Source organism: Ancylobacter crimeensis (assembly GCF_023016805.1).
Lineage (GTDB): Bacteria > Pseudomonadota > Alphaproteobacteria > Rhizobiales > Xanthobacteraceae > Ancylobacter > Ancylobacter crimeensis.
Genome location: NZ_JALKCH010000013.1, coordinates 78,384 through 98,120 on the forward strand (window position 1 = coordinate 78,384; position 19,737 = coordinate 98,120).

The 19,737-nt window shown below is 68.1% G+C and carries 16 protein-coding genes and 1 riboswitch; of the genes, 4 read left to right on the top strand and 12 right to left on the bottom strand.

Translation table 11 applies throughout. The features are described 5' to 3' along the window. Positions 1-3: 3 nt before the first annotated feature. From MWN34_RS17410 to MWN34_RS17425, 4 genes are all read right to left on the bottom strand, one after another. Positions 4-1,212 carry a beta-ketoacyl-[acyl-carrier-protein] synthase family protein gene (locus MWN34_RS17410; protein ID WP_247030576.1) on the bottom strand — a complete coding sequence of 403 codons (1,209 nt, stop codon included), beginning with the start codon at positions 1,210-1,212 and terminating at the stop codon, positions 4-6. Beyond that, positions 1,212-1,493, bottom strand: coding sequence for an acyl carrier protein (locus MWN34_RS17415; protein ID WP_247030577.1), 282 nt, complete (start codon positions 1,491-1,493; stop codon positions 1,212-1,214). Before MWN34_RS17415 ends, MWN34_RS17410 begins: the two co-directional genes overlap by 1 nt. 135 nt (positions 1,494-1,628) lie before the next feature. After that, on the bottom strand, positions 1,629-3,092 hold the full coding sequence (locus MWN34_RS17420) for a GH1 family beta-glucosidase (protein WP_247030578.1): 1,464 nt from the start codon (positions 3,090-3,092) through the stop codon (positions 1,629-1,631). A gap of 56 nt (positions 3,093-3,148) precedes the next feature. Further along, a complete protein-coding gene (locus MWN34_RS17425) occupies positions 3,149-4,492 on the bottom strand; it encodes a GntP family permease (RefSeq protein ID WP_247030579.1) in 1,344 nt (447 codons plus the stop codon). Positions 4,493-4,661: 169 nt separating this feature from the next. Between MWN34_RS17425 and MWN34_RS17430 the strand changes: the two genes are divergently transcribed. Next, positions 4,662-5,939 (top strand): glycoside hydrolase family 5 protein, encoded by a 1,278-nt coding sequence (locus MWN34_RS17430; RefSeq protein WP_247030580.1) that lies wholly within the window; start codon positions 4,662-4,664, stop codon positions 5,937-5,939. Between the two features lie 33 nt (positions 5,940-5,972). After that, positions 5,973-7,487: a malonate--CoA ligase gene (locus MWN34_RS17435; protein WP_247030581.1), complete on the top strand. Its 1,515-nt coding sequence runs from the start codon at positions 5,973-5,975 to the stop codon at positions 7,485-7,487. A gap of 27 nt (positions 7,488-7,514) precedes the next feature. Here the strand turns inward: MWN34_RS17435 and MWN34_RS17440 are convergent, their stop codons facing one another. Next, positions 7,515-7,790: a metal-sensitive transcriptional regulator gene (locus MWN34_RS17440; RefSeq protein ID WP_247030606.1), complete on the bottom strand. Its 276-nt coding sequence runs from the start codon at positions 7,788-7,790 to the stop codon at positions 7,515-7,517. A 283-nt stretch (positions 7,791-8,073) separates the two neighbouring features. On the opposite strand from MWN34_RS17440, the gene MWN34_RS17445 reads away from it, so the two are divergent. Beyond that, on the top strand, positions 8,074-10,359 hold the full coding sequence (locus MWN34_RS17445) for a heavy metal translocating P-type ATPase (RefSeq protein ID WP_247030582.1): 2,286 nt from the start codon (positions 8,074-8,076) through the stop codon (positions 10,357-10,359). A 5-nt stretch (positions 10,360-10,364) separates the two neighbouring features. Here MWN34_RS17445 and MWN34_RS17450 read toward each other — a convergent pair whose 3' ends face one another. From MWN34_RS17450 to MWN34_RS17475, 6 genes are all read right to left on the bottom strand, one after another. Then, positions 10,365-10,835, bottom strand: a complete 471-nt coding sequence (locus MWN34_RS17450; RefSeq protein ID WP_247030583.1) for an HD domain-containing protein — start codon at positions 10,833-10,835, stop codon at positions 10,365-10,367. 81 nt (positions 10,836-10,916) lie between these two features. Then, entirely contained in the window at positions 10,917-12,206 is a 1,290-nt protein-coding gene (locus MWN34_RS17455; protein ID WP_247030584.1) for a D-amino acid dehydrogenase, read from the bottom strand. A 206-nt stretch (positions 12,207-12,412) separates the two neighbouring features. Then, a riboswitch (glycine riboswitch) is annotated at positions 12,413-12,515 on the bottom strand. A 100-nt stretch (positions 12,516-12,615) separates the two neighbouring features. Further along, a complete protein-coding gene (gene nadC, locus MWN34_RS17460; RefSeq protein WP_247030585.1) occupies positions 12,616-13,488 on the bottom strand; it encodes a carboxylating nicotinate-nucleotide diphosphorylase in 873 nt (290 codons plus the stop codon). Positions 13,489-13,528: 40 nt separating this feature from the next. Next, positions 13,529-15,061: an L-aspartate oxidase gene (locus MWN34_RS17465; RefSeq protein WP_247030586.1), complete on the bottom strand. Its 1,533-nt coding sequence runs from the start codon at positions 15,059-15,061 to the stop codon at positions 13,529-13,531. Between the two features lie 151 nt (positions 15,062-15,212). Further along, positions 15,213-16,268: a quinolinate synthase NadA gene (gene nadA / locus MWN34_RS17470; RefSeq protein WP_247030587.1), complete on the bottom strand. Its 1,056-nt coding sequence runs from the start codon at positions 16,266-16,268 to the stop codon at positions 15,213-15,215. A 182-nt stretch (positions 16,269-16,450) separates the two neighbouring features. Then, positions 16,451-17,434 carry an NUDIX hydrolase gene (locus tag MWN34_RS17475; protein ID WP_247030588.1) on the bottom strand — a complete coding sequence of 328 codons (984 nt, stop codon included), beginning with the start codon at positions 17,432-17,434 and terminating at the stop codon, positions 16,451-16,453. A gap of 169 nt (positions 17,435-17,603) precedes the next feature. On the opposite strand from MWN34_RS17475, the gene MWN34_RS17480 reads away from it, so the two are divergent. Next, positions 17,604-18,437, top strand: a complete 834-nt coding sequence (locus MWN34_RS17480; protein ID WP_247030589.1) for an aldo/keto reductase — start codon at positions 17,604-17,606, stop codon at positions 18,435-18,437. 156 nt (positions 18,438-18,593) lie between these two features. On the opposite strand, the gene MWN34_RS17485 is transcribed toward MWN34_RS17480, so the two are convergent. Further along, complete coding sequence (locus MWN34_RS17485; RefSeq protein WP_247030590.1) at positions 18,594-19,580, bottom strand: DMT family transporter; 987 nt, start codon at positions 19,578-19,580, stop codon at positions 18,594-18,596. Positions 19,581-19,737 lie beyond the last annotated feature (157 nt).

The following is a 19,737-nucleotide window of genomic DNA, read 5'->3' on the forward strand; positions in this document are numbered from 1 at the left end:
GATTCACCCCGCCCGGCGCAGCGCCAGCACTGCGTTGAGACCGCCGAAGGCGAAGGCGTTTGAGATGGCGGTTTCGATGTCGGCAGGGCGGGATGCGTTCGGCACGCAGTCGATGTCGCACTCCGGATCCGGCTCATTGAAGCCCATGGTGGGCGGCAGGAAGCCGTGGCGCAGGGCGAATACGGTCGAGACCAGGTCCAGGGCGCCCGCCGCGCTCATGCAATGGGCGTAGAGCGACTTGGTGGACGACACCGGCAGCGCGGCCAGCCGGTTGCCGAACACGATGCGCAGTGCCGCCGTCTCGGTGCGGTCGTTCAGGACCGTGGCGGTGCCATGGGCGTTGACGTAGTCGATCTCTTCAGGTGCATGGCCGCCGTCCTTCAGCGCGAGCGACACGGCGCGGGCGGCGCTGGTGGCGTCGGGGGCCGTCATGTCCTGCGCGTCGGCGCTCATGCCGAAGCCCGTCATCTCGGCGAGAATCGTGGCGCCACGCGCTTTGGCGCGGTCCCAGTCCTCCAGCACCACGGCCGCGGCGCCTTCGCCCAGCACGAGCCCGTTGCGGTCCTTCGAGAAGGGACGGCAGCCATCGGGCGAGAGCACGCGCAGCGCTTCCCAGCTCCGCATCATGCCGGGGGTGAGGGGCGTTTCCGAGCCGCCGGCTACTGCGACATCCAGCATGCCGGCGCGCACCATGTGAAAGGCGGTGCCGACCGAATGGGCGGCGGAAGCACAGGCCGAGGCGATGGAGAAGGCCGGCCCGCGAAGGCCGAGATCGATGCTGACATGGCTCACCGCCGCGCTCGGCATCGCCTTGGGTACGGTGAAGGGATGCGGACGGCTCTTCGCCTCATAGATGCGCTGATAGCCGGCATCGACCGCCTGGTAGCCGACCGTCGCAGCGAAGATCGCCCCTGCGCGCTCGGGCTCGACACCCTCGAAGGGCGCGCCTGCCGCCTGCACCGCCTCGCGCGCCACCAGCACGGCGAATTGCGCGGTGCGGTCCATCAGCCCGATCTGGCGGTCGTCGAAATGCGCCTTGGGGTCGAAACCGTGCACCTCGCCGGAGATGCGGACCTTGAGGCCCTCGGTGTCGACGTTCCGGGTGGGGCCGATGCCGACACGGCCGGCCCTCAAGGCGTCGAGATGCTCGGCGGCCGTATGTCCCAGCGCGGAAAGGGCGCCGATGCCGGTGATGGCGACGCGATTCGCCATCAGGCGGTCTTCTCCGCGGTGCCGCCCGATTTGGCCGCGAGCAGCGCGGCGACATGATCCACCAGCGCGCCGACCGTCACATCATTGCCGTTGAGCGGGCCGTCATTCGGGATCTCGATGTCGAACCGGCTTTCCAGCTTGAAGATGGTTTCGATCAGGTCGAGCGAAGAGATGCCGAGGTCGGCCACCGGGGTCTGCGGCGTCAGCAGGCCGCGCTCGACTCCCACCTCGGCGGCAATGAAGTCGATGATCTCGGAAATGCGGGGGTCGTCTGTCTGCATGCGGATGCTCTGCTTGGCCGATCGGTTGGCCGGGGATGGGCGGATCGGTCCTTACAATCCCACCCGTTTGACGTTCGTATCACAAGAGCGCCATGTGGGCGCAATTACCTGTGCGCGGCACAGGGTTGCGCGCGATCATGCCGGCTTCATGACCTCCGCGAGGAAGCGATACGAGTCCTTCGGGGTGCGCACCAGCGTGGTGAAATCGACATGGACGACGCCGAAGCGCCGGCGGAAGCCCTCGGCCCATTCGAAATTGTCGAGCAGCGACCACACGAGATAGCCGCGCAGCGCGCAGCCCTGGTCGATCGCCTGCCGGCAGGCGAAGAGATGGTCGCGAAGATAGGCGACGCGCTGTGGATCGGAGACGCGACCCTCGGTCACCGGCGGGTCGTCATAGCAGGCCCCGTTCTCGGTGACGAAGACCGAAGGGTTGCCGTAGGAATCGCGTAGTCGGGCAAGCACCCGCACGAGGCCAGAAGGATCGACCGGCCAGCCGAGCGCGGTCACCGGCATGCCGGGCGGGAGGGCGCCCCACGTGGCATCGGCCAGCACGCTGCCTGGCGCGTTCACCAGATAGCCGGGGCCGTAATAGTTCACGCCCAGGAAATCGACCGGCACCTTGATGCGCTCGAGGTCGTCGCCCTGAGTAACCGTTTCGAAGTCGGCGGCGTATACCTCGGGGTAATAGCCCTTGAACAGCGGATCGAGATTGATGGTGTTCCACGCCGCATCCACCCGGCGGGCAGCGGCGGCGTCTTCCGGCTTGTCGGTGGCGGGGGCGACCGGCTGCAGTGAGAACACGGTGCCGAGCTGAAGATCGTTCCGGCGGGCGCGCAAGGCGGCGATGGCGGTACCCTGCGCGAGATTCTGGTGGTGCTGCGCCTTCACATAGCTCGGCCAGCCGGTGAGACCGGGCGCGTGGTTGCCGAAGGCGTGGCCGAAGATGGCGTGGACCGAGGGCTCGTTCAGCATGGCCCAGCGCTTCACCCGGTCGCCGAGCCGGCCGACCGTCACCTCGGCGTAATCGGCGAACCAGCCGGCGATGTCGCGGTTGTGCCAGCCGCCGCGCTGCTGCAGAGCCTGCGGCAGGTCCCAGTGGTAGAGGCAGGCGAACGGCTCTATGCCCTTTTCGAGCAGCCGGTCGACCAAGCGGTCGTAGAAGTCGAGCCCCGCCGTGTTCACCGCCCCGGTACCTTGCGGGAGGATGCGCGGCCACGCGGTGGAAAAGCGGTAGGCGCGGAAATTGCCCTGCGCCAGCAGGTCGATGTCGTCCCGGTAGCGGTTGTAATGGTCGCAGGCGACATCGCCATTGGTGCCGTCGGCGATCTTGCCCGGCTGGCGGCAGAACACGTCCCAGATGCTGTCCGTGCGCCCATCCGCCTTCACCGCCCCCTCGATCTGATAGCAGGAGGTGGACGCACCCCACAGGAAGTCCGGCGGCAGCTTCGGCAAGGCCGGCGGCACCGCGTCCGGCACCGCGCCGGTCGGAACCCCGGGTGCGACGGGCGCCTCGCTCGGAGAGGTCTGCGCCCGTCCGCCATGCCCCATGAAGGGCAGGCCGGCCGCGGCGGCAAGGAAGGTGCGTCGACGCATCATGGTTCAGGCCTTCTTCATACCGGGAGGGGCGAGCGAGGCCTCGCCAGTGCCGCTTCTCAGGTGAAGACGACGTGGAGCAGGATCAGCAGGCCGAGGCTCGCCAGCCCCTGGATCACCGTGCCGAGGCTGAAGCGCGCCAGCGTGCCGGCAGGCCCCGCACCCATGGCGGAACCGACCAGCCAGAAAAGCCCATCGGTGATCAGCGGCGCCGTCATGGAGCCGGCACCGACGGCGAGTGCGGCAAGCGCGCGGCCGCTCGCGCCGTCCAGCCCGACCGGGACCAGCAGCGGCGCCATCATGCCTGCGGCGGTGATCGCGGCGACCAACGACGAGCCCTGCAGCGTTTTCATGACCGCCGCGAGCGCGAAAGGCAGCGCCAGCATCAGTGCCTGCGCGGGCACCCAGGCGGTGAGCCGCTCGGCATTCATTTCCGGCAGGCCGGTATCCTGGATCAGCTTCTGGAGCCCTCCGGCCATGCCGATGAGCAGGATCAGCGTCGCGACTCGCGAAATGCCGCGCCCGGCCCAGCCGTCCTCCGAAAGCCCGTCACGCTGCCAGGGACGCGCGAGCAAAGCCATCAGCCCGACACCGACCACCAGCAGCATCAGCGGGCGGCCGAGACCGAGGATGAATTCGCGGTTCGGGCCGCCGCCGAAGGGCTCGCTGGCGATGTCGCCGAGCGACTGGATGGCCAGCAGTGTGACGACCACCGCGCTGACCAGAAGCAGCACCTGCGCGGCCCGCTTCGGCCGATGCAGCAGGCCGGGATCAGCGACCTCTTCAGGCGCCTCCGGCGGAGCGGCGACGCGTGGCACGGCGAGCCGCGCAAAACCCGTTCCGATGGCGATGCCGAGAAGGGCGAGAGGAATGCCGAAGCCGAGTGCCGCCCACCAGCTCGCGCCGAGAATGGTGACCGCGGCGATCATCACCGGCGCCGGCAACAGCGCGCCATGCGCGGCGGAGAGCGAGAGGCCGAGGATGAGCGCCGGGCGGGGCGAATCGCCCCTCAGCGCGCGGCGCAGCGGGCCGAGCAGCGCATAGGCCGCCGCCGGGCTAGACGCGATGCCGCCGAGAAGGCCGAGCGCGGGCATGAGGAGCGCCACGGCGCGCCGGCTGAGCAGCGCGGTCTTGGCGTTGAGCCAGCTCGTCGCCCCGGCGCCATCGGCGATCTCGCCGATCAGTGCCCCGGCCAGCACCACGAGGCCGAGCGACTGGATGGACTGCGAGAAGCCGATGCCGAAGGACTTGCCGATCTGGCTGGTGGCCATGCCTGCGGCAAGGCCGAAGCCCACCGCGCCGAGGACGACCGCGATCAGCGGATGCAGGCGCCCGCGCCAGCAGGCGACAGCGACGAACAGGATGGCGATCAGCAGGAAAGCGGCTTGGTACAGCGATGTCACGCGGGCAGCCCGACTGAGCGAGGGGAGATCGATGAGAAGGCTCGTCCTTGCTCGCTTAACCCGCCCGTGCCCCGGTGTCACGCCTACATGTCACGCCTGCAGCGCGGCGGCGTCAGCAAAGCGTGAACACCGATTGCGAGCGGCGGGGGCGGCGGATAGGTTCGCCACCATGCCGCGTTTCCGTTTACCCCTCTGCCTTTCGGCCGTCCTTCTGTTCGCTTCGCTCACCGGCGTCGCCGCGCAGACCATGCCCGACGCCCCGCCTGCCGCTGCGCCGCAGGCCGCGCCCGTTTCTGGTTTCGTGCGGGCGGACGGCACACGCTTCGTCAATCCGGACGGGTCGACCTTTCATGTGAAGGGCATGAGCTTCGGCAACTGGCTGCTGCCGGAAGGCTACATGTTCAAATTCGACGTGCAGCGCTCGCCGCGCGAGATCGAGAACGTCATCTCCTATCTGGCAGGACCTGAGGAGGCCGCGCGGTTCTGGAAGGAGTTTCGGGATGTCTACATCACCGAGGACGACGTCGCCTTCCTGGCGAAGGTCGGCTTCACCACGGTGCGCATCCCCCTGCACTGGAAGTTCTTCATGGACCCTGCCGACCCGGAAAAGGTGAACCCGGACGGCGAGGGCTGGATGCTGCTCGACCGGGTGATCGGTTGGGCCCGCACGCACGGCATAAAGGCGATCCTCGATATCCATGCCGCGCCGGGCGGCCAGACCGGGGTGAACCATGATGACGGTGTCGGCTACCCGCTGACCTTCTACGTGCCGAAATATCAGCGTGCGACCATCAACATGTGGACCGCGATCGCCAGCCGCTACGCGAACGAAACCGCGGTTCTCGGCTATGACCTGCTCAACGAGCCGATCTCGCCCTATCACGATCAGGACTACCTCAATCCTCGCCTTGAACCGCTCTATGAACGGATCACGCGGGCGATCCGGGCCGTGGATCCCAACCACCCGGTCATTCTCGCCGCGGCGCAGTGGAGCACCAATTTCGGCGTGTTCGGCCCGCCTTTCGACAGCAACGTCGCCTACACCTACCACAAGTTCTGGGCGAGCCCCGAGCGACGGGAGGTGCAGGACTATGTGAACTTCTCCAATCGCTGGCAGGTGCCGCTTTTCCTCGGCGAGACGGGCGAGCTCACCAATGAATGGAACGCCAGATACCGGGCGCTGAACGAGACGTTCGGCATCGGCTGGAGCTTCTGGACCTACAAGAACCTCGATTCCGCCTCCACCGTGGTCTCGATCCGCAAGCCGGAGGGCTGGGATGCGATCTCGGCCTTCGGCAGCGCGCCCACGAGCGCGTGGCCTTCCATGCAGAAGCCGCCGCAGGCGGAGGTCGTCGCCACCCTGAACGCCTATCTCGCCAATGCCCGCTTTTCCGCAGCCGAGGTGAACCGCGACTATGTCGCTTCGCTCGGCCTCACGGCCCCCTGAGCCTGTTCCTCCCGCCATGACCGTTCTTGCGCCATGACCAATCACCTGTTCGATCTCATCCGCGCCCGCATCGCCGACCCCGCCCGGCCTTTCATCGAGACGGCCGAGGGAGAGGTGTTGACCTATGCCGACATGCTGGCTCGATCGGCCCGCTATGCCGGGGCCTTCGCGGCTCTGGGCGTGACGCCGGGTGACCGGGTGGCGCTTCAGGTGGAAAAGAGCGTTGAGGCGGTGTTCGCCTATCTCGGCGCGGTACGGGCGGGGGCAGTGTTCCTCCCGCTGAATACCGCCTACACGCCGGCCGAGATCGGCTATTTCCTCGGCGACGCCGAGCCGAAGATCTTTGTCTGCGACCCGGCGCAGCATGCCGCGCTGGCCCCGATCGCGCGCGGGGCGGGCGTCGCGCAGGTGCTGACGCTGGACGGCGCTGGGCAGGGTACGCTGCGCGTGGCGGCCGACGGGGCGGCGCCTCAGTTCACCGATGCCGAACGCGGAGCCGACGACCTCGCCGCATTGCTCTACACCTCCGGCACCACGGGCCGTTCGAAGGGGGCGATGCTCACCCACGGCAACCTTGCCTCCAATGCCGCGACGCTGGTGGAGCATTGGCGCTTTTCGGCCGACGACGTGCTGATTCACGCGCTGCCGATCTTCCACACGCACGGCCTGTTCGTCGCCATCAATGTGACGCTGCTGGCCGGCGCTTCGATGATCTTCCTGCCGAAATTCGACGCCCGGCAGGTGCTCGCGCTCATGGGCCGTGCCAGCGTGCTGATGGGGGTGCCGACCTTCTACACCCGCCTCCTGTCGCTGCCGGGCCTCACCCGCGAGGCGAGCGCGGGGATGCGGCTCTTCATTTCCGGCTCGGCGCCGCTGCTGGCCGAGACCCACCGCGCATGGCAGGACGCCACCGGCCACGCGATCCTCGAACGCTACGGCATGACCGAAACCAACATGATCACCTCGAACCCCCATGACGGGACGCGGGTGCCGGGCACGGTCGGCATGCCGCTGCCGGGCGTGAGCGTGAAGGTGACCGACCCCGACACCGGGCGCGAGCTGATCGCCGGCGCCATCGGCATGATCGAGGTGAAGGGGCCGAACGTGTTCTCGGGCTACTGGCGCATGCCGGAAAAGACCGCCGCCGAATTGCGCGAGGGCTGGTTCGTCACCGGCGATCTCGGTCAGATCGACCTCGACGGCCGGGTGCAGATCGTCGGACGAGGCAAGGATCTCGTCATCACCGGCGGCTTCAACGTCTATCCCAAGGAGATCGAGACCGAGATCGATGCCATCGACGGCGTGGTGGAGAGCGCGGTGATCGGCGTACCCCATGCCGATTTCGGCGAGGGCGTGACTGCGGTCGTGGTGATGAGCGATGGCGCGACGCTAACCGAGGCGGATGTGCAGGCGGCGTTGGCGCCGAAGCTCGCAAAGTTCAAGCTGCCCAAGCGCGTGCTGTTCGTCGAAGAACTGCCGCGCAACGCCATGGGCAAGGTGCAGAAGAATCTTCTGCGCGATCGGTTCGGGGATATTTACAAAGCGTAGGTGAAAGCCAGGTTGCTCGAAATCCGGCTAACCCTTCACCCGCCCGAGCACGTCGATCAACTCCGCCACCTTGCGGCGCTGCTCGTCGGCGTCGCCGGAGCGGATGGCGTGTTCAACGCAGTGGGCGACGTGGTCGCGCAGCACCTCTTCCTCGACACGCTTCAGCGCCGCCCGCACCGCCGCCACTTGGGTGACGATGTCGATGCAATAGCGGTTGTCCTCGATCATCTTCGATAGCCCGCGCACCTGACCTTCGATCCGGTTCAGGCGCTTCAGGCAGGAGGTGCGGGTGTCGTTCTGCATGCTGGACATATACCCCTACCAGGTATATATCGCAAGCCGCACATACCCCGCGAGGGTATAGGAGCCAGCCATGACGCACGAGCATCACCACGGAACCGGATCGGCAGAGGAAAAGTCTGCCTGCTGCGGAGGCCATGGCGGAAAGCCGGTCGCGCAACCGGATGCGGAGTGCTGCTCCGGGCAGGCCCACACTGCCACCTCCCACACTGCCGCCTCCCACGATCATTCGGCGCATGACCACGCCTCCCGCCCTCATGCACCCGGCGCCTGCTCGCATACGCACATGGTGAAGGACCCTGTCTGCGGCATGGATGTGGACCCGCACACCGCGACCGAGCGCGCGGAACACGGCGGACAGACCTATTATTTCTGCTGCGCGGGCTGCCGTACCAAGTTCCAGGCCAATCCGGCAAAATATCTCGAGGGACGCCGGGACGCCGCTACCGTGCCGGAAGGCACCGAATACACCTGTCCGATGCACCCCGAGGTGCGCCAGATCGGACCCGGCACATGCCCCATCTGCGGCATGGCGCTGGAGCCGATGCAGGTGAGCCTCGATGCAGGACCGAATCCCGAACTCGCCGACATGACGAGGCGTTTCTGGATTGGCCTCGTTCTCACGGCGCCGATTTTCCTGCTGGAAATGGGCGGGCATCTGTTCCCCGCTTTGCACCACCTCGTGCCGCCTGAGGTGTCGGCCTGGATCCAGCTGGTGCTGGCGACGCCCGTGGTGCTGTGGGTCGGCCTGCCGTTCTTCCAGCGCGGCTGGCAGTCGGTGGTGACGCGCAACTTCAACATGTTCACGCTGATCGCGCTCGGCACCGGCGTCGCTTATCTCTACAGCCTCGTCGCGGTGCTGGCGCCCGGCCTGTTTCCCGAGACCTTCCAGGGTGAGGGGGGAACGGTCGGCGTCTATTTCGAGGCGGCGGCGGTCATCACCGTGCTGGTCGCGCTCGGCCAGGTGCTGGAATTGCGCGCCCGCGAACAGACCTCCGGTGCCATCCGCGCCTTGCTCGACCTTGCGCCGAAGACCGCCCGACGGCTGAAGGACGATGGGGGCGAGGACGAGGTTCCGCTCGACGAGGTCGTGGTCGGCGACCGCCTGCGTGTCCGTCCCGGCGAAAAGGTGCCGGTGGACGGCCTGGTGGAGGAGGGGCGCTCCGCTCTCGACGAAAGCCTCATCACCGGTGAATCCATGCCGGTCACGCGCAGCGCTGGCGAGAAGGTGATCGGCGGGTCCATCAATGGCTCCGGGGCACTCACCATCCGCGCCGAGCAGGTGGGGCGCGACACCATGCTCGCCCGCATCGTGCAGATGGTGGCGGATGCCCAGCGCTCCCGCGCACCGATCCAGCGTCTTGCCGATCGGGTGGCCGGCTGGTTCGTACCGGCGGTGGTGGCGGCCGCTGTCGTCGCCTTCGCCTGCTGGATGGTGTTCGGACCCGAGCCGCGTTTCGCCCACGCCCTCATCTCGGCGGTTGCGGTGCTCATCATCGCCTGCCCTTGCGCGCTGGGTCTCGCCACGCCGATGTCGATCATGGTCGGTGTCGGACGCGGTGCGCAGGCCGGCGTCCTGATCCGCGACGCCGAGGCGCTGGAGCGGATGTCCGCGGTCGACACGCTGGTGGTGGACAAGACCGGCACGCTCACCGCCGGAAAGCCCGCGCTCACCGCGCTGGAAACGGTGGAAGGCTTCACCGAGGACGAGGCGCTGGGCTTCGCCGCGGGGGTGGAAGCGCCATCCGAGCACCCGCTCGCCCACGCCATCCTGGAGGCGGCGAAGGCGCGCGGCCTCGACATTCCCAAGGTCCGCGGCTTCGACAGCCCGGTCGGCAAAGGGGCTTACGGCCTCGTCGCCGGCAAACGGGTGATGATTGGCAGCGCCGCCTTCCTCAAGGAACTCGGCATCGATGTCGCCCCGCTCGCCACCCGGGCGGACGAACTGCGGCGCGACGGCGCCAGCGCGATCTTTCTCGGCGTGAACGGCCAACCTGCGGCCGTGCTCGCCATCGCCGATCCCATCAAGGACAGCACCGCGCCGGCGCTTGCCGCGCTTCGCGAGGAGGGGGTACGCGTCATCATGCTGACCGGCGACAATCGCACCACCGCGGAGGCGGTGGCGCGCAGGCTCGGCATCTCCGAGGTCGAGGCCGATGTTGCCCCGGCCGACAAGGGTGAGGTGGTCGAAAGGCTCCGTCGCGAAGACCGTGTCGTCGCCATGGCCGGAGACGGGGTGAACGACGCGCCCGCCCTTGCCGGCGCCGATGTCGGCATCGCCATGGGCACCGGCACCGATGTCGCGATGGAGAGCGCGGGCGTGACGCTGCTGAAGGGCGATCTCGCTGGCATCGTGAAGGCCCGCAGGCTGTCGCAGGCGGTGATGGCCAATATCCGCCAGAACCTCGGCTTCGCATTCCTCTACAACGTGGCGGGCGTACCGATCGCGGCGGGCGCGCTCTATCCGCTCTTCGGCTTAACTTTCTCGCCGATGGTCGCAGCGCTCGCCATGGCGCTGTCGTCCGTCAGCGTCATCGCCAACGCGCTGCGGCTGCGGGCGGTGGAACTGTAGGCCGATCAGCCGGCGCGGCGCAGACCGGCTTCCAGCAGGGCGGCCGCCGGCTCATAGCGTTCCACGAGTCGGCGGCCGCCATCGGCAAGAAGGGCAACGCGTTGCGGGTCGCGGTTGTCGGCATTGTCGGCGAGCTTGACCCGCAGCACGGAACGGTCGGCGGTCGCGGCGAGGTCTTCGAGCCAGCGGAGATACTCCACGCCCTCCGGCCGGGTGACCGCCTCGATGATCCGCACTGCTTCGGACGAGATGCCGGCGGCGATCAGCGAGCGGCGCGTAGCCGCGGTGTCCTCAAGCGCGTCGTGCAGCCACGCGGCATCGATCTCGTCATGGGTGGCATCCGGCCAGCGTGCCAGCAGATGGCGGACCACCCGCTCCAGATGACGGAAATAGGGCTGGCCTGCCTTGTCGGTCTGGCCGGCATGCAATGCCTCGGCGAGCCGGCAGGTGAGGGAGCGTGGAGCGGTTTCATCCATAAGGCGCGGCTCCTCGAGATGCGCCGCCCGCCCCAGGCCCGGCGGGATCTACCGCCGGGCTGTATCATGGACGCGCGAACCTCACGCCGCCTTGGCGAAGGCGTGCACATTGGCGCCGGCAGGGGTTTCGACGGGCAGGGACTGTGCCACCTTCTCGGCGATCATCTCCGCGGTGACGCAGGACAGCGTCCAGCCGAGATGGCCGTGGCCGGTGTTGTAGAACACGCCCGGCAGCTTGCCTGGCTCGACCTTCGGCATCATCGAGGGCAGCATCGGGCGCAGGCCTGCCCACGGCACCGAGCGCGAGGTATTGATGCCGGGGAACAGCTTCTGCGTCCAGTCGACCAGTGGTCGGATGCGGTCGGCGCGGATATCGCGGTTCTCGCCATTGAATTCCGCCGTGCCGGCGACGCGGAAGCGGTCGGCACCGAGGCGGCTGGTCACGATCTTGGTCTTGTCGTCGAGCAGGCTGACCCACGGGGCGGCGTTGCGACTTTCTTCGTCATCCAGCATCACGGTGATGGAATAGCCTTTCACCGGATAGACATTGACGCGGTCGCCCAGCCTGGCCGCGATGGCGCGGCTGCCGACGCCGGCACAGACCACCACGCCGTCGAAGCTCTCGCGGACATCGAGAGACATGCCCGCCTCGCCCTCGCCCGGCAGCGTCCAGCCGATCTCGACCCCGGTGCCGGTGTGGCGCACGGTCTCGACATTCGCCTCGGTAATGAAGCGCACGCCTTGGCGACGCGCGGCATCGGCGAGGCCGCGGGTGAAGCGGTGGATGTCGCCGGTGAAGTCGGATTCGGTGAAGAAGCCGCCATAATAGCTGCCGTGCAGGGTCGGCTCGATGGCGCGCATCTCGTCCGGCGTCACGGCGCGGCGGGAGAGGCCGCCGGCGGCGTAGAGCTTGGAGACCTCGGCGGCGCCGTCATAGCTCGCCTTGTCGCGGTAGATATGGAGAATGCCGCGCTTCTCCATGTTGAAGTCGATGCCTTCGCGCGCCGCGATCTCCCACATGAATTTGCGGGACAGGATGGCGAGGCGTGCGGTCTCGATGGTATTGGCGCGGTAGTTCGGGATGTTGCCGAGGAATTCGGCCATCCAGGAATATTTGTGCCAGGAGGGCTTGGGGTTCATCAGCAGGGGGGCGTCCTGCGTGAACATCCACTTGATGCCCTTGATGACCGTCGCCCAGGAATTCCACACCTCGGCATTGGAGGCGGACAACTGGCCGCCATTGGCGAAGGAGGTCTCCATCGCCGCATAGCGCTGGCGATCGATGACGGTAACGTCATAACCCTTGCGGGCGAGGGCATAGGCGGTGGTGATGCCGGTGATGCCGGCTCCGAGAACAGCGATATGGCGCATGGGGCTCTCCCGCGCGTTATGAGGACCACGAGGAACCGTGCGCCCGTCCGGGCCCGGTTCCGGCTGTCCCCAATCTGTCGCGGTACCTGAGAGCTCGCCCCGGGAGGGTTGGAGATGCCGGCGTACCGGACCTCTCCCCTGTCTCGGGCTTCCCCTTCGGTGGGCACCCGGCGCGCGATCGGCGCCTGCGCCTCTCTCCAGATCGTCCTGACCCTGCGGTCCTCGGTGCCTGAGAGTTTCCTGGGGGGTTGCTCCGTCGGCGCCGACACTGCCCCTGGGAGGACGGTCGGTCTCTCCCGCAGGATCATTATCAGACATCTATTGCATCGCACACGCACATGCCGAATTCAAGGGCAGTGCATGTGCGACCAAGGAAGGGGGCGTGCGTGAGCCATGCTGTCCGCGCAGCTCAGAGCGAGGTGACGGCATCCAGCCCGAGATCGAGGATCGGCGCGGAATGGGTGATCCAGCCGACCGAGATGAGGTCCACCCCGCTCGCCGCCACCGGACCTATGGTCTCGGCATTGATGCGTCCGGACGCCTCGGTGAGCGCCCGCCCGTCCACCAGCGCGACGGCCCGGCGCAGGGTCTCGGGGTCCATGTTGTCGAGCAGAACCGCATCCACCCCTTCGGCCATGGCGAGGTCGAGCTGCTCCAGCGTGTCGACCTCCACCTCGATCTTCACCATGTGGCCGGCATGGCCCTTGGCGCGGCGGATGGCGGTCGCAACATCGCCGGCAATGGCGATGTGGTTGTCCTTGATGAGGATGGCGTCATCGAGCCCGAAGCGATGATTGGCCCCGCCGCCGGCCCGCACCGCGTGCTTTTCCAGCGCTCGCAGGCCGGGCGTCGTCTTGCGCGTGCACACCACGTCGGCATGGCCGTGCTGCTTGGCGATGGAAACCAGCGAGGCGGTGGCGCTGGCGATGCCGGACAGCCGGCAGGCGAGATTCAGCGCCACGCGCTCGGCGGTGAGTATGGAGCGGCCGCGCCCTTCCACCCGCATGACTACGTCGCCGGGGCGCAGCGGAGAGCCGTCGCAGCGTTCCACCAGTACCTCCAGCGTCGGATCGAACAGCTCGAAGGCCAGCGCCGCGACATCGGTGCCGGCGGCGACGCCGTGCTGGCGGCTTCCGATCACCGCGGTGAACAGAGCGCCGGCTGGCACAACCGAATCGGTCGTCACGTCGCCGGCCCGGCCGAGATCCTCAAGGAAGGCAGCACGCAGGATCGGCTCGACGAGGAGTCGCGGCAGGGGAGAGAGGGGGGCGGAAGCGGTCATGACAGCTCGCGGCAAACGGAGGAAGGAGGGGATAGGCCGGTCAGGCCACCTGCGGCTCGGGGCGGGCGGGCAGCGTCTCGGCAAGCGTGATACGCGCATGCAGGCCGCTCGCAGCGGTCTGCGGCGCGTCCGCACGAAAATGGCCGCCGCGGCTCTCCTCGCGGGCGAGCGCACCCCGGGCCACCATAAGGGCGACGGTGGCCGCCGGCTCGGTGCCGTCGTGTGCCTGTCGGGCGAGGGTGTCGATCGCCTCGCGAAGTCGCACCGCGTCGCGAACCACGCCGACCTTGTCGTCCATCAGCGGGCGAATGAGGTCGAGTCGTGACGGCCGCGGCGCGGGGGTGGCGGGGGCGAGGCCGGCAACCGGACGCATCGCTTCGCCGGCGATCGCAAGGGCGGCTCGGCTGCCGAACACCAGAGCCTCCAACAATGAATTGCTGGCGAGCCGGTTTGCGCCGTGCAGTCCAGTGGATGCGACCTCGCCGACCGCATAGAGGCCGGGCAGACTGGTGCGGGCATCGAGGTCCACCTCCACCCCGCCCATATGATAATGCGCTGCCGGCCGCACCGGGATCGGAGCCGCGACCGGGTCGACACCATGGGTCCGGCACAGCGCGACCACGCTCGGGAAGCGCCGCTCGAGATCAGGCAGACGGGCGTCGAGCACCACCCGGTGTCCGGCGGCGATCTGGGCGAAGATGCCACGCGCCACCACGTCCCGCGGGGCGAGTTCGGCGCCCGGCGTACCGAGCATGAAGCGCTCGCCGGCATCGTTCAGCAGCACGGCGCCTTCGCCGCGCAAAGCCTCGGTGGCAAGCGCCATGGGCGGCGGCTCGGCCGGGCCGCCGTCGCGCTCTACGGCGATGGCGGTCGGGTGGAACTGCACGAACTCCATGTCCCGCAGGACAGCCCCGGCCTGCGCCGCACAGGCAAGGCCGAGGCCGGTCGCGGCGAGCGGGTTGGTGGTGGAGGCGTAGAGCCCGCCGAGTCCGCCCGTCGCCAGCACCACCGCGCGGCCATGCAGCACGATCCGCTCGCCAGCACGCTCGACGCTGACGCCGGCGATGCGGCCATGGCCGTCGCGCATCAGGCCGGTGAGGCGGGTGTGGTCGCGGATCTCGATGTTCGAGGAGGTCAGCGCCGCGCGGATGAGGGTCTTCAGCACCTCGCGTCCCGTGGCGTCGCCGCCGGCATGGGCTATGCGCCGGCGAGAATGGGCTGCCTCCAGCCCGAGCGCGATCCGCCCGGCGGCATCGCGGTCGAACGGCGCACCCAGTGTTTCGAGCCATCCGATCGCTTCTCCTGCGCCACCGGCGACGAGGTGGGCGACGACGGGTTCGGAGAGCCCAGCGCCAGCCTTCAGCGTGTCGATGGCGTGGAGGTTCGGGTGGTCATCCGGGTCCAGCGCGGCCGCGATGCCACCCTGCGCCCAGGCGGTCGCGGCTTCGGTGCCGAGCGTGCCGGCGCTGATGAGCGTCACCTTGAGCGGGGCGTGCGGCGCGGCGAGGCGCAGTGCGGTGGCGAGGCCGGCAATGCCGGCCCCGACGACGATGATGCGATCCGATCCGTCCATCTGTTCAGATCCTCGGGAGGCCCGCTCATGGCGGGTCGCGGCCGCTGGCGTCGGCGTGGACCGCAGCTGCAGGTCATGCGGGCCGGTTGCGGCCGCGCACGTTCCATGGGCGCTTCGCGGCGGACATCCGGCCCGCCGTGAGGTGCCTCGCTCAGCGAATGGCCAGCATCCGCTCCACCGAGGCACGGGCGCGATCGGCGATGGCGGGGTCGATCTCGACCTGCTGGGTCATCGTCTCCAGCGAGCGGCGGATCGCCGACAGGGTGATGCGGCGCATATGCGGGCAGAGATTGCAGGGCCGCACGAATTCGATGTCCGGGTACTGCACCGACACATTGTCGGCCATCGAGCATTCGGTGATCAGCACCACCCGACCCGGCTTCTCGTCCCGCACATAGTCCGACATGCCGGCGGTGGAGCCCGCATAATCGGCTTCGGCGACGACCTCGGGCGGGCATTCCGGATGGGCCAGCACGACGACGCCGGGATGGGCCTCGCGCAGGTCGCGGATGTCCTGCGGGGTGAAGCGTTCATGCACCTCGCAATGGCCCTTCCAGGCGATCAGCTCGATCTCGGGCACCTCCTTCTGCACGTTCCGAGCGAGATATTCGTCCGGCAGCATCAGGATGCGATCGACGCCCCGCTCCTTCGCGACGGCGCGCACCACCTTCACGGCATTGCCGGAGGTGCAGCAATAATCGCTCTCGGCCTTCACCTCGGCGGAGGTGTTGACATAGGTCACCACCGGCACGCCGGGATAAAGCTGCTTCAGCAGCCGGATGTCCGCGGCGGTGATCGATTCGGCCAGAGAGCAGCCTGCCGTCGCGTCCGGGATCAGCACAGTCTTGGAAGGATTCAGCAGCTTCGCCGTCTCGGCCATGAAGTGCACGCCGGCCATGACGATGATGTCGGCATCGACATTCACCGCCTCGCGGGCGAGCGCCAGGCTGTCGCCGACAATGTCGGCCACCGTGTTGAAGATCTCGGGCGCCTGATAGTTGTGGCCGAGGATGACGGCATTGTGCGTCCTCTTCAGCCGCTCGATCGCCTCGACCTCGCGGGCGATCAGCGGCCACTCGGCGGGCGTGACGTGGCGTGCGACCCGCTCATAAAGATGGGGAAGCGGAAGGTTGCCATCCGCACGGGCCGCGGCGGGAACGTGATCGGCGCGCGGATCCTCGCGCAGGGCAGCGGTGATATCCAGCATCGGGCTTCCTCCCTTATGCTCAGTATGAGCATAAATGGGGTACGAAGAAACCGGGTCAAGGCCCGGCGATGGGGGTTATGCTAGGACTGAGTATAAGTTCTGTCAACGGAGTGTCACGGGGCTGCGACAGAATGGACATATGGCGAGGAAAATCACATTATATCAATGGCTTGCGAAATGCCCTAGCGCCGTCCGCCCGCGCCCGGCAGGCGTACGCCGGGGGCCGGGCGCTCGAGCAGCACCTCGCGGCGGAAGCGCACCAGCCGTGCCGGACGCCCGCCGGTCTCGCTGGTGGCTTCGCCCGTTTCCTCCACAAGACGCTGCTGCTCGATCAGCCGGCGGAAATTCTGCTTGTGCAGGTTCACGCCCGACAATGCCTCCACCGTGCGCTGCAGCTGGCCGAGGGTGAAGGTCGGCGGCATCAGCTCGAATACGACGGGGCGGTATTTGATCTTGGCGCGCAGCCGGGCGATGGCGAGCGCGAGCATGCGGCGATGGTCGCCCGCCATCTCGACGCCGGGCAAAAGCGCGCGGCCCGGCGCCAGCTCCACCCCGCGCTCGCGCAGTCCTTCCGGCACCAGTCCGGCCTCGTAGAGCAGTTCATAGCGTTCCAGCACCCGCTCTTCATCGCGGCTCTGGCCGAAGCCGAAGGCGAGTGAGAGCCGCTCCGCCCGCATCGAGCCGACCCCGGCATTTGGCGCCGTCGCCGCCCAGGCGCGCAGTCCCGGCTCGATGGCGTCGAGCACCGCCGGGCGGCCTTCGCGCCAGTCTTCCCACGGGAAATAGCGGTACCAGCTCTCCCATGCCGCATCGGCGTCGCCCGCCGGCCTGGCCTCGCGTACCAAAGCGAGATAGGCGACGGACAGCGCACGGGCGGCATGCTCTCCGTCGGTCTCGCGGCGGTCGCGATCGCCGAAGGTGTAGAGCTGCTCGACATGACCGAGCACCTGGTGGGTCTGCCGCTCCACCCAATTCCGCAGGCCCTGCTCCAGCGTGCGGTGGTCGCGCTCCAGCGGTCCGGAGGGCAGTTGTTCATGCCCGCCATGGCGCACCGCCAGCACCTTCGGATCGTCACCGGTCACCGCCACGATGACGGCGCTGAGGCCGATCGAGAGCGCGGTGTCGGTGGCGCTCGCCGGATGTGCGGCGGGGAAGGGAAGGGCCATGGGGCGTGGCGATCCGAAAGGGGGTCGGCGGGGGCGAGGCGGCGGGCGGGATGGGGCGGCGTTGGTTCGCGATCAATCTAGCACGGCTGCGGCGGCGATTGCGTCCTGCCGGTCGTGATGGCATGCCAGTGGAACGCCTGAGACGTCAGCCAAGGGAAGGAGACAGCCGATGCAACATGTGGTTCTGCCGGGAGGCGAGACGGTGCCGCAGCTCGGCATCGGCACCTGGATGATGGGGGAGCGTGCCGCCGCCCGTGCTGCCGAAACCGAATCGGTCCGCCTCGGCGTGGAACTCGGCATGCGGCTCGTCGACACTGCGGAGATGTATGGCGAGGGTGCCTGCGAGAGCTTCCTCGGCGCGACGCTGGCCGGGCTGCGCGAGAAGGTGTTCCTCGTCTCCAAGGTCTATCCGCACAACGCCAGCCGGGCCGGCGTGGTGGCGGCCTGTGAACGCAGCCTGAAGCGCCTGAACACCGACCGGCTCGACCTCTATCTTCTGCACTGGCGCGGCGGCGTGCCGCTGGAAGAAACGATCATCGGTTTCGAGCATCTGAAGAGCCAGGGGAATATCCGCCATTGGGGTGTCTCCAATTTCGACACCGACGACATGGAGGAGCTGTGGGAGACGCCGGGCGGCGATGCCTGCGCGGTCAACCAGGTGCTCTACAACCTGAGCCGCCGCGGCCCGGAATGGGACCTCATCCCCTGGTTGCAGGAACATGAGGTGCCGTTGATGGCCTACAGCCCGATCGAACAGGGCCGGCTGCCTCAGGGCGGCGCGCTGGCCAGGGTCGCGGCCAAGCACGGCGTCAAGCCGTATCAGGTCGCGCTCGCCTGGGTGATGCGCGAGATCGGCACCATCGCCATCCCCAAGGCCTCGCGGCCCGAACATATGCGGGAGAATGTCGGGGCGGTCAAAGTGCAACTGGAAGCTGCCGATTGCGCGGCCCTCGACGCCGAATTCCGCCCGCCGAGCCGCAAGCGCGGGCTGGAGATGCTCTGAGGGCTGGGCACTTGAAGCCTCATGCCTTTTGGAAGCCGTCCAGCCGGGGATCGTAGCCCGGAGCTTCTTTGCCGGCTGCTTTCCCGCCGGTCGGCTTCCTTCGCCCGGTCGCTGTCTCCGGGAGGTTCGCTCTCCCCGGGGTGACCGAAGTGCGGGTCAGTTCGATTCCCGGCACGTACGGACGGTGGCGGCGCTGTGCGGTCCTTCCGCCAGAACGGCGCTTTCGGCAGATGTTGCCGGCGCCGTTCTCCGGCTGTCGCCGCCCATGAGATACCAGGCGACGGCTGCGACCACGAGCGTTCCGCCGGCGAGCACCGAGGGGCCGACCGTCTCGCCGAAAGCCAGCCAGACCCAGAACGGGCCGAGGACGATGTCGAGCAGAAGCAGGAAGCCGGCCTCGCCGGACCCGATGTCGCGGCTCCCGACCAGCGTGAGCACATTGGCGAGGCCGGTCGTCAGCACACCAAGCAGAGCGCAGACCATCAAGGCATGTGTTCCCGGCAGGATGCCGGCCTGCGGGCCGTGTGGCACCAGCGGCAGTGCCGCCAGCGCCCCGCCCAGCGCCGAGATGATGCTCACCAGCGTCATGTCGAGCCCGGGGCGCTTCTTCACCAGCACCAGATAGCCGGCATAGCTTCCCGTCATCAGGATGGAAACCGCGATGCCGGCGAGATCGCGTCCCGACACCGCGGCGCCGGCCATCACCGCGATGCCTGCGACGGCCACCAGCGCGGCCAGCAGGAAGCGCCCACTCACCTGTTCCCGAAGGGCGAAGAAAGCGATGCCGGCGGTCAGGAAGGGCAGGGCGGCATAGATCGTCATCACGGTCGCCACCGTGGTGAGGTGCAGCGCCACGATATAAGTGATGTTTCCGACAACCCCGAGCCCGATCGCCACCAGTCCCGGCACGGTCAGGGTCATGCGCAGCGCGGCCATGCGGTTGCGCGAGGTGGCGAGCCAGAACGGCACCAGCGCCGCCGCGGCGAAAAGCGAGCGCCACAGCACGATCGTCCAGGTGTCGGCATCCGCCAGCCGGACGAAATAGCCGACCGTGCTCCACAGCACCGTGGATACAAGGACCAGCGTGAGACCGATGGTTCGCACGCGCCCTGCGGAGCGTCCGGTGGCGTTGCCGACAGGCATGGAAATTCTCCTGGAAACGGAGTATATGCAGTTCATAGTCCAGAGTAGACCGGTCGTCTAGTATCGACTTCCACGAAAATGGCGTGATCGTCGCCGGCGGAAGCTGTGCCGGACGGGCAGAACGGGAGCGTGTCCGACTCGGGACGTGCTCGGCCAC

Coding starts and splice junctions, on each gene's coding strand:
- MWN34_RS17410 (WP_247030576.1), bottom strand. CDS start 1,212: ATGGCGAATCGCGTCGCCATCACCGGCATCGGCGCCCTTTCCGCGCTG.
- MWN34_RS17415 (WP_247030577.1), bottom strand. CDS start 1,493: ATGCAGACAGACGACCCCCGCATTTCCGAGATCATCGACTTCATTGCC.
- MWN34_RS17420 (WP_247030578.1), bottom strand. CDS start 3,092: ATGATGCGTCGACGCACCTTCCTTGCCGCCGCGGCCGGCCTGCCCTTC.
- MWN34_RS17430 (WP_247030580.1), top strand. CDS start 4,662: ATGCCGCGTTTCCGTTTACCCCTCTGCCTTTCGGCCGTCCTTCTGTTC.
- MWN34_RS17435 (WP_247030581.1), top strand. CDS start 5,973: ATGACCAATCACCTGTTCGATCTCATCCGCGCCCGCATCGCCGACCCC.
- MWN34_RS17440 (WP_247030606.1), bottom strand. CDS start 7,790: ATGCAGAACGACACCCGCACCTCCTGCCTGAAGCGCCTGAACCGGATC.
- MWN34_RS17445 (WP_247030582.1), top strand. CDS start 8,074: ATGGTGAAGGACCCTGTCTGCGGCATGGATGTGGACCCGCACACCGCG.
- MWN34_RS17450 (WP_247030583.1), bottom strand. CDS start 10,835: ATGGATGAAACCGCTCCACGCTCCCTCACCTGCCGGCTCGCCGAGGCA.
- MWN34_RS17455 (WP_247030584.1), bottom strand. CDS start 12,206: ATGCGCCATATCGCTGTTCTCGGAGCCGGCATCACCGGCATCACCACC.
- nadC (WP_247030585.1), bottom strand. CDS start 13,488: ATGACCGCTTCCGCCCCCCTCTCTCCCCTGCCGCGACTCCTCGTCGAG.
- MWN34_RS17465 (WP_247030586.1), bottom strand. CDS start 15,061: ATGGACGGATCGGATCGCATCATCGTCGTCGGGGCCGGCATTGCCGGC.
- nadA (WP_247030587.1), bottom strand. CDS start 16,268: ATGCTGGATATCACCGCTGCCCTGCGCGAGGATCCGCGCGCCGATCAC.
- MWN34_RS17475 (WP_247030588.1), bottom strand. CDS start 17,434: ATGGCCCTTCCCTTCCCCGCCGCACATCCGGCGAGCGCCACCGACACC.
- MWN34_RS17480 (WP_247030589.1), top strand. CDS start 17,604: ATGCAACATGTGGTTCTGCCGGGAGGCGAGACGGTGCCGCAGCTCGGC.
- MWN34_RS17485 (WP_247030590.1), bottom strand. CDS start 19,580: ATGCCTGTCGGCAACGCCACCGGACGCTCCGCAGGGCGCGTGCGAACC.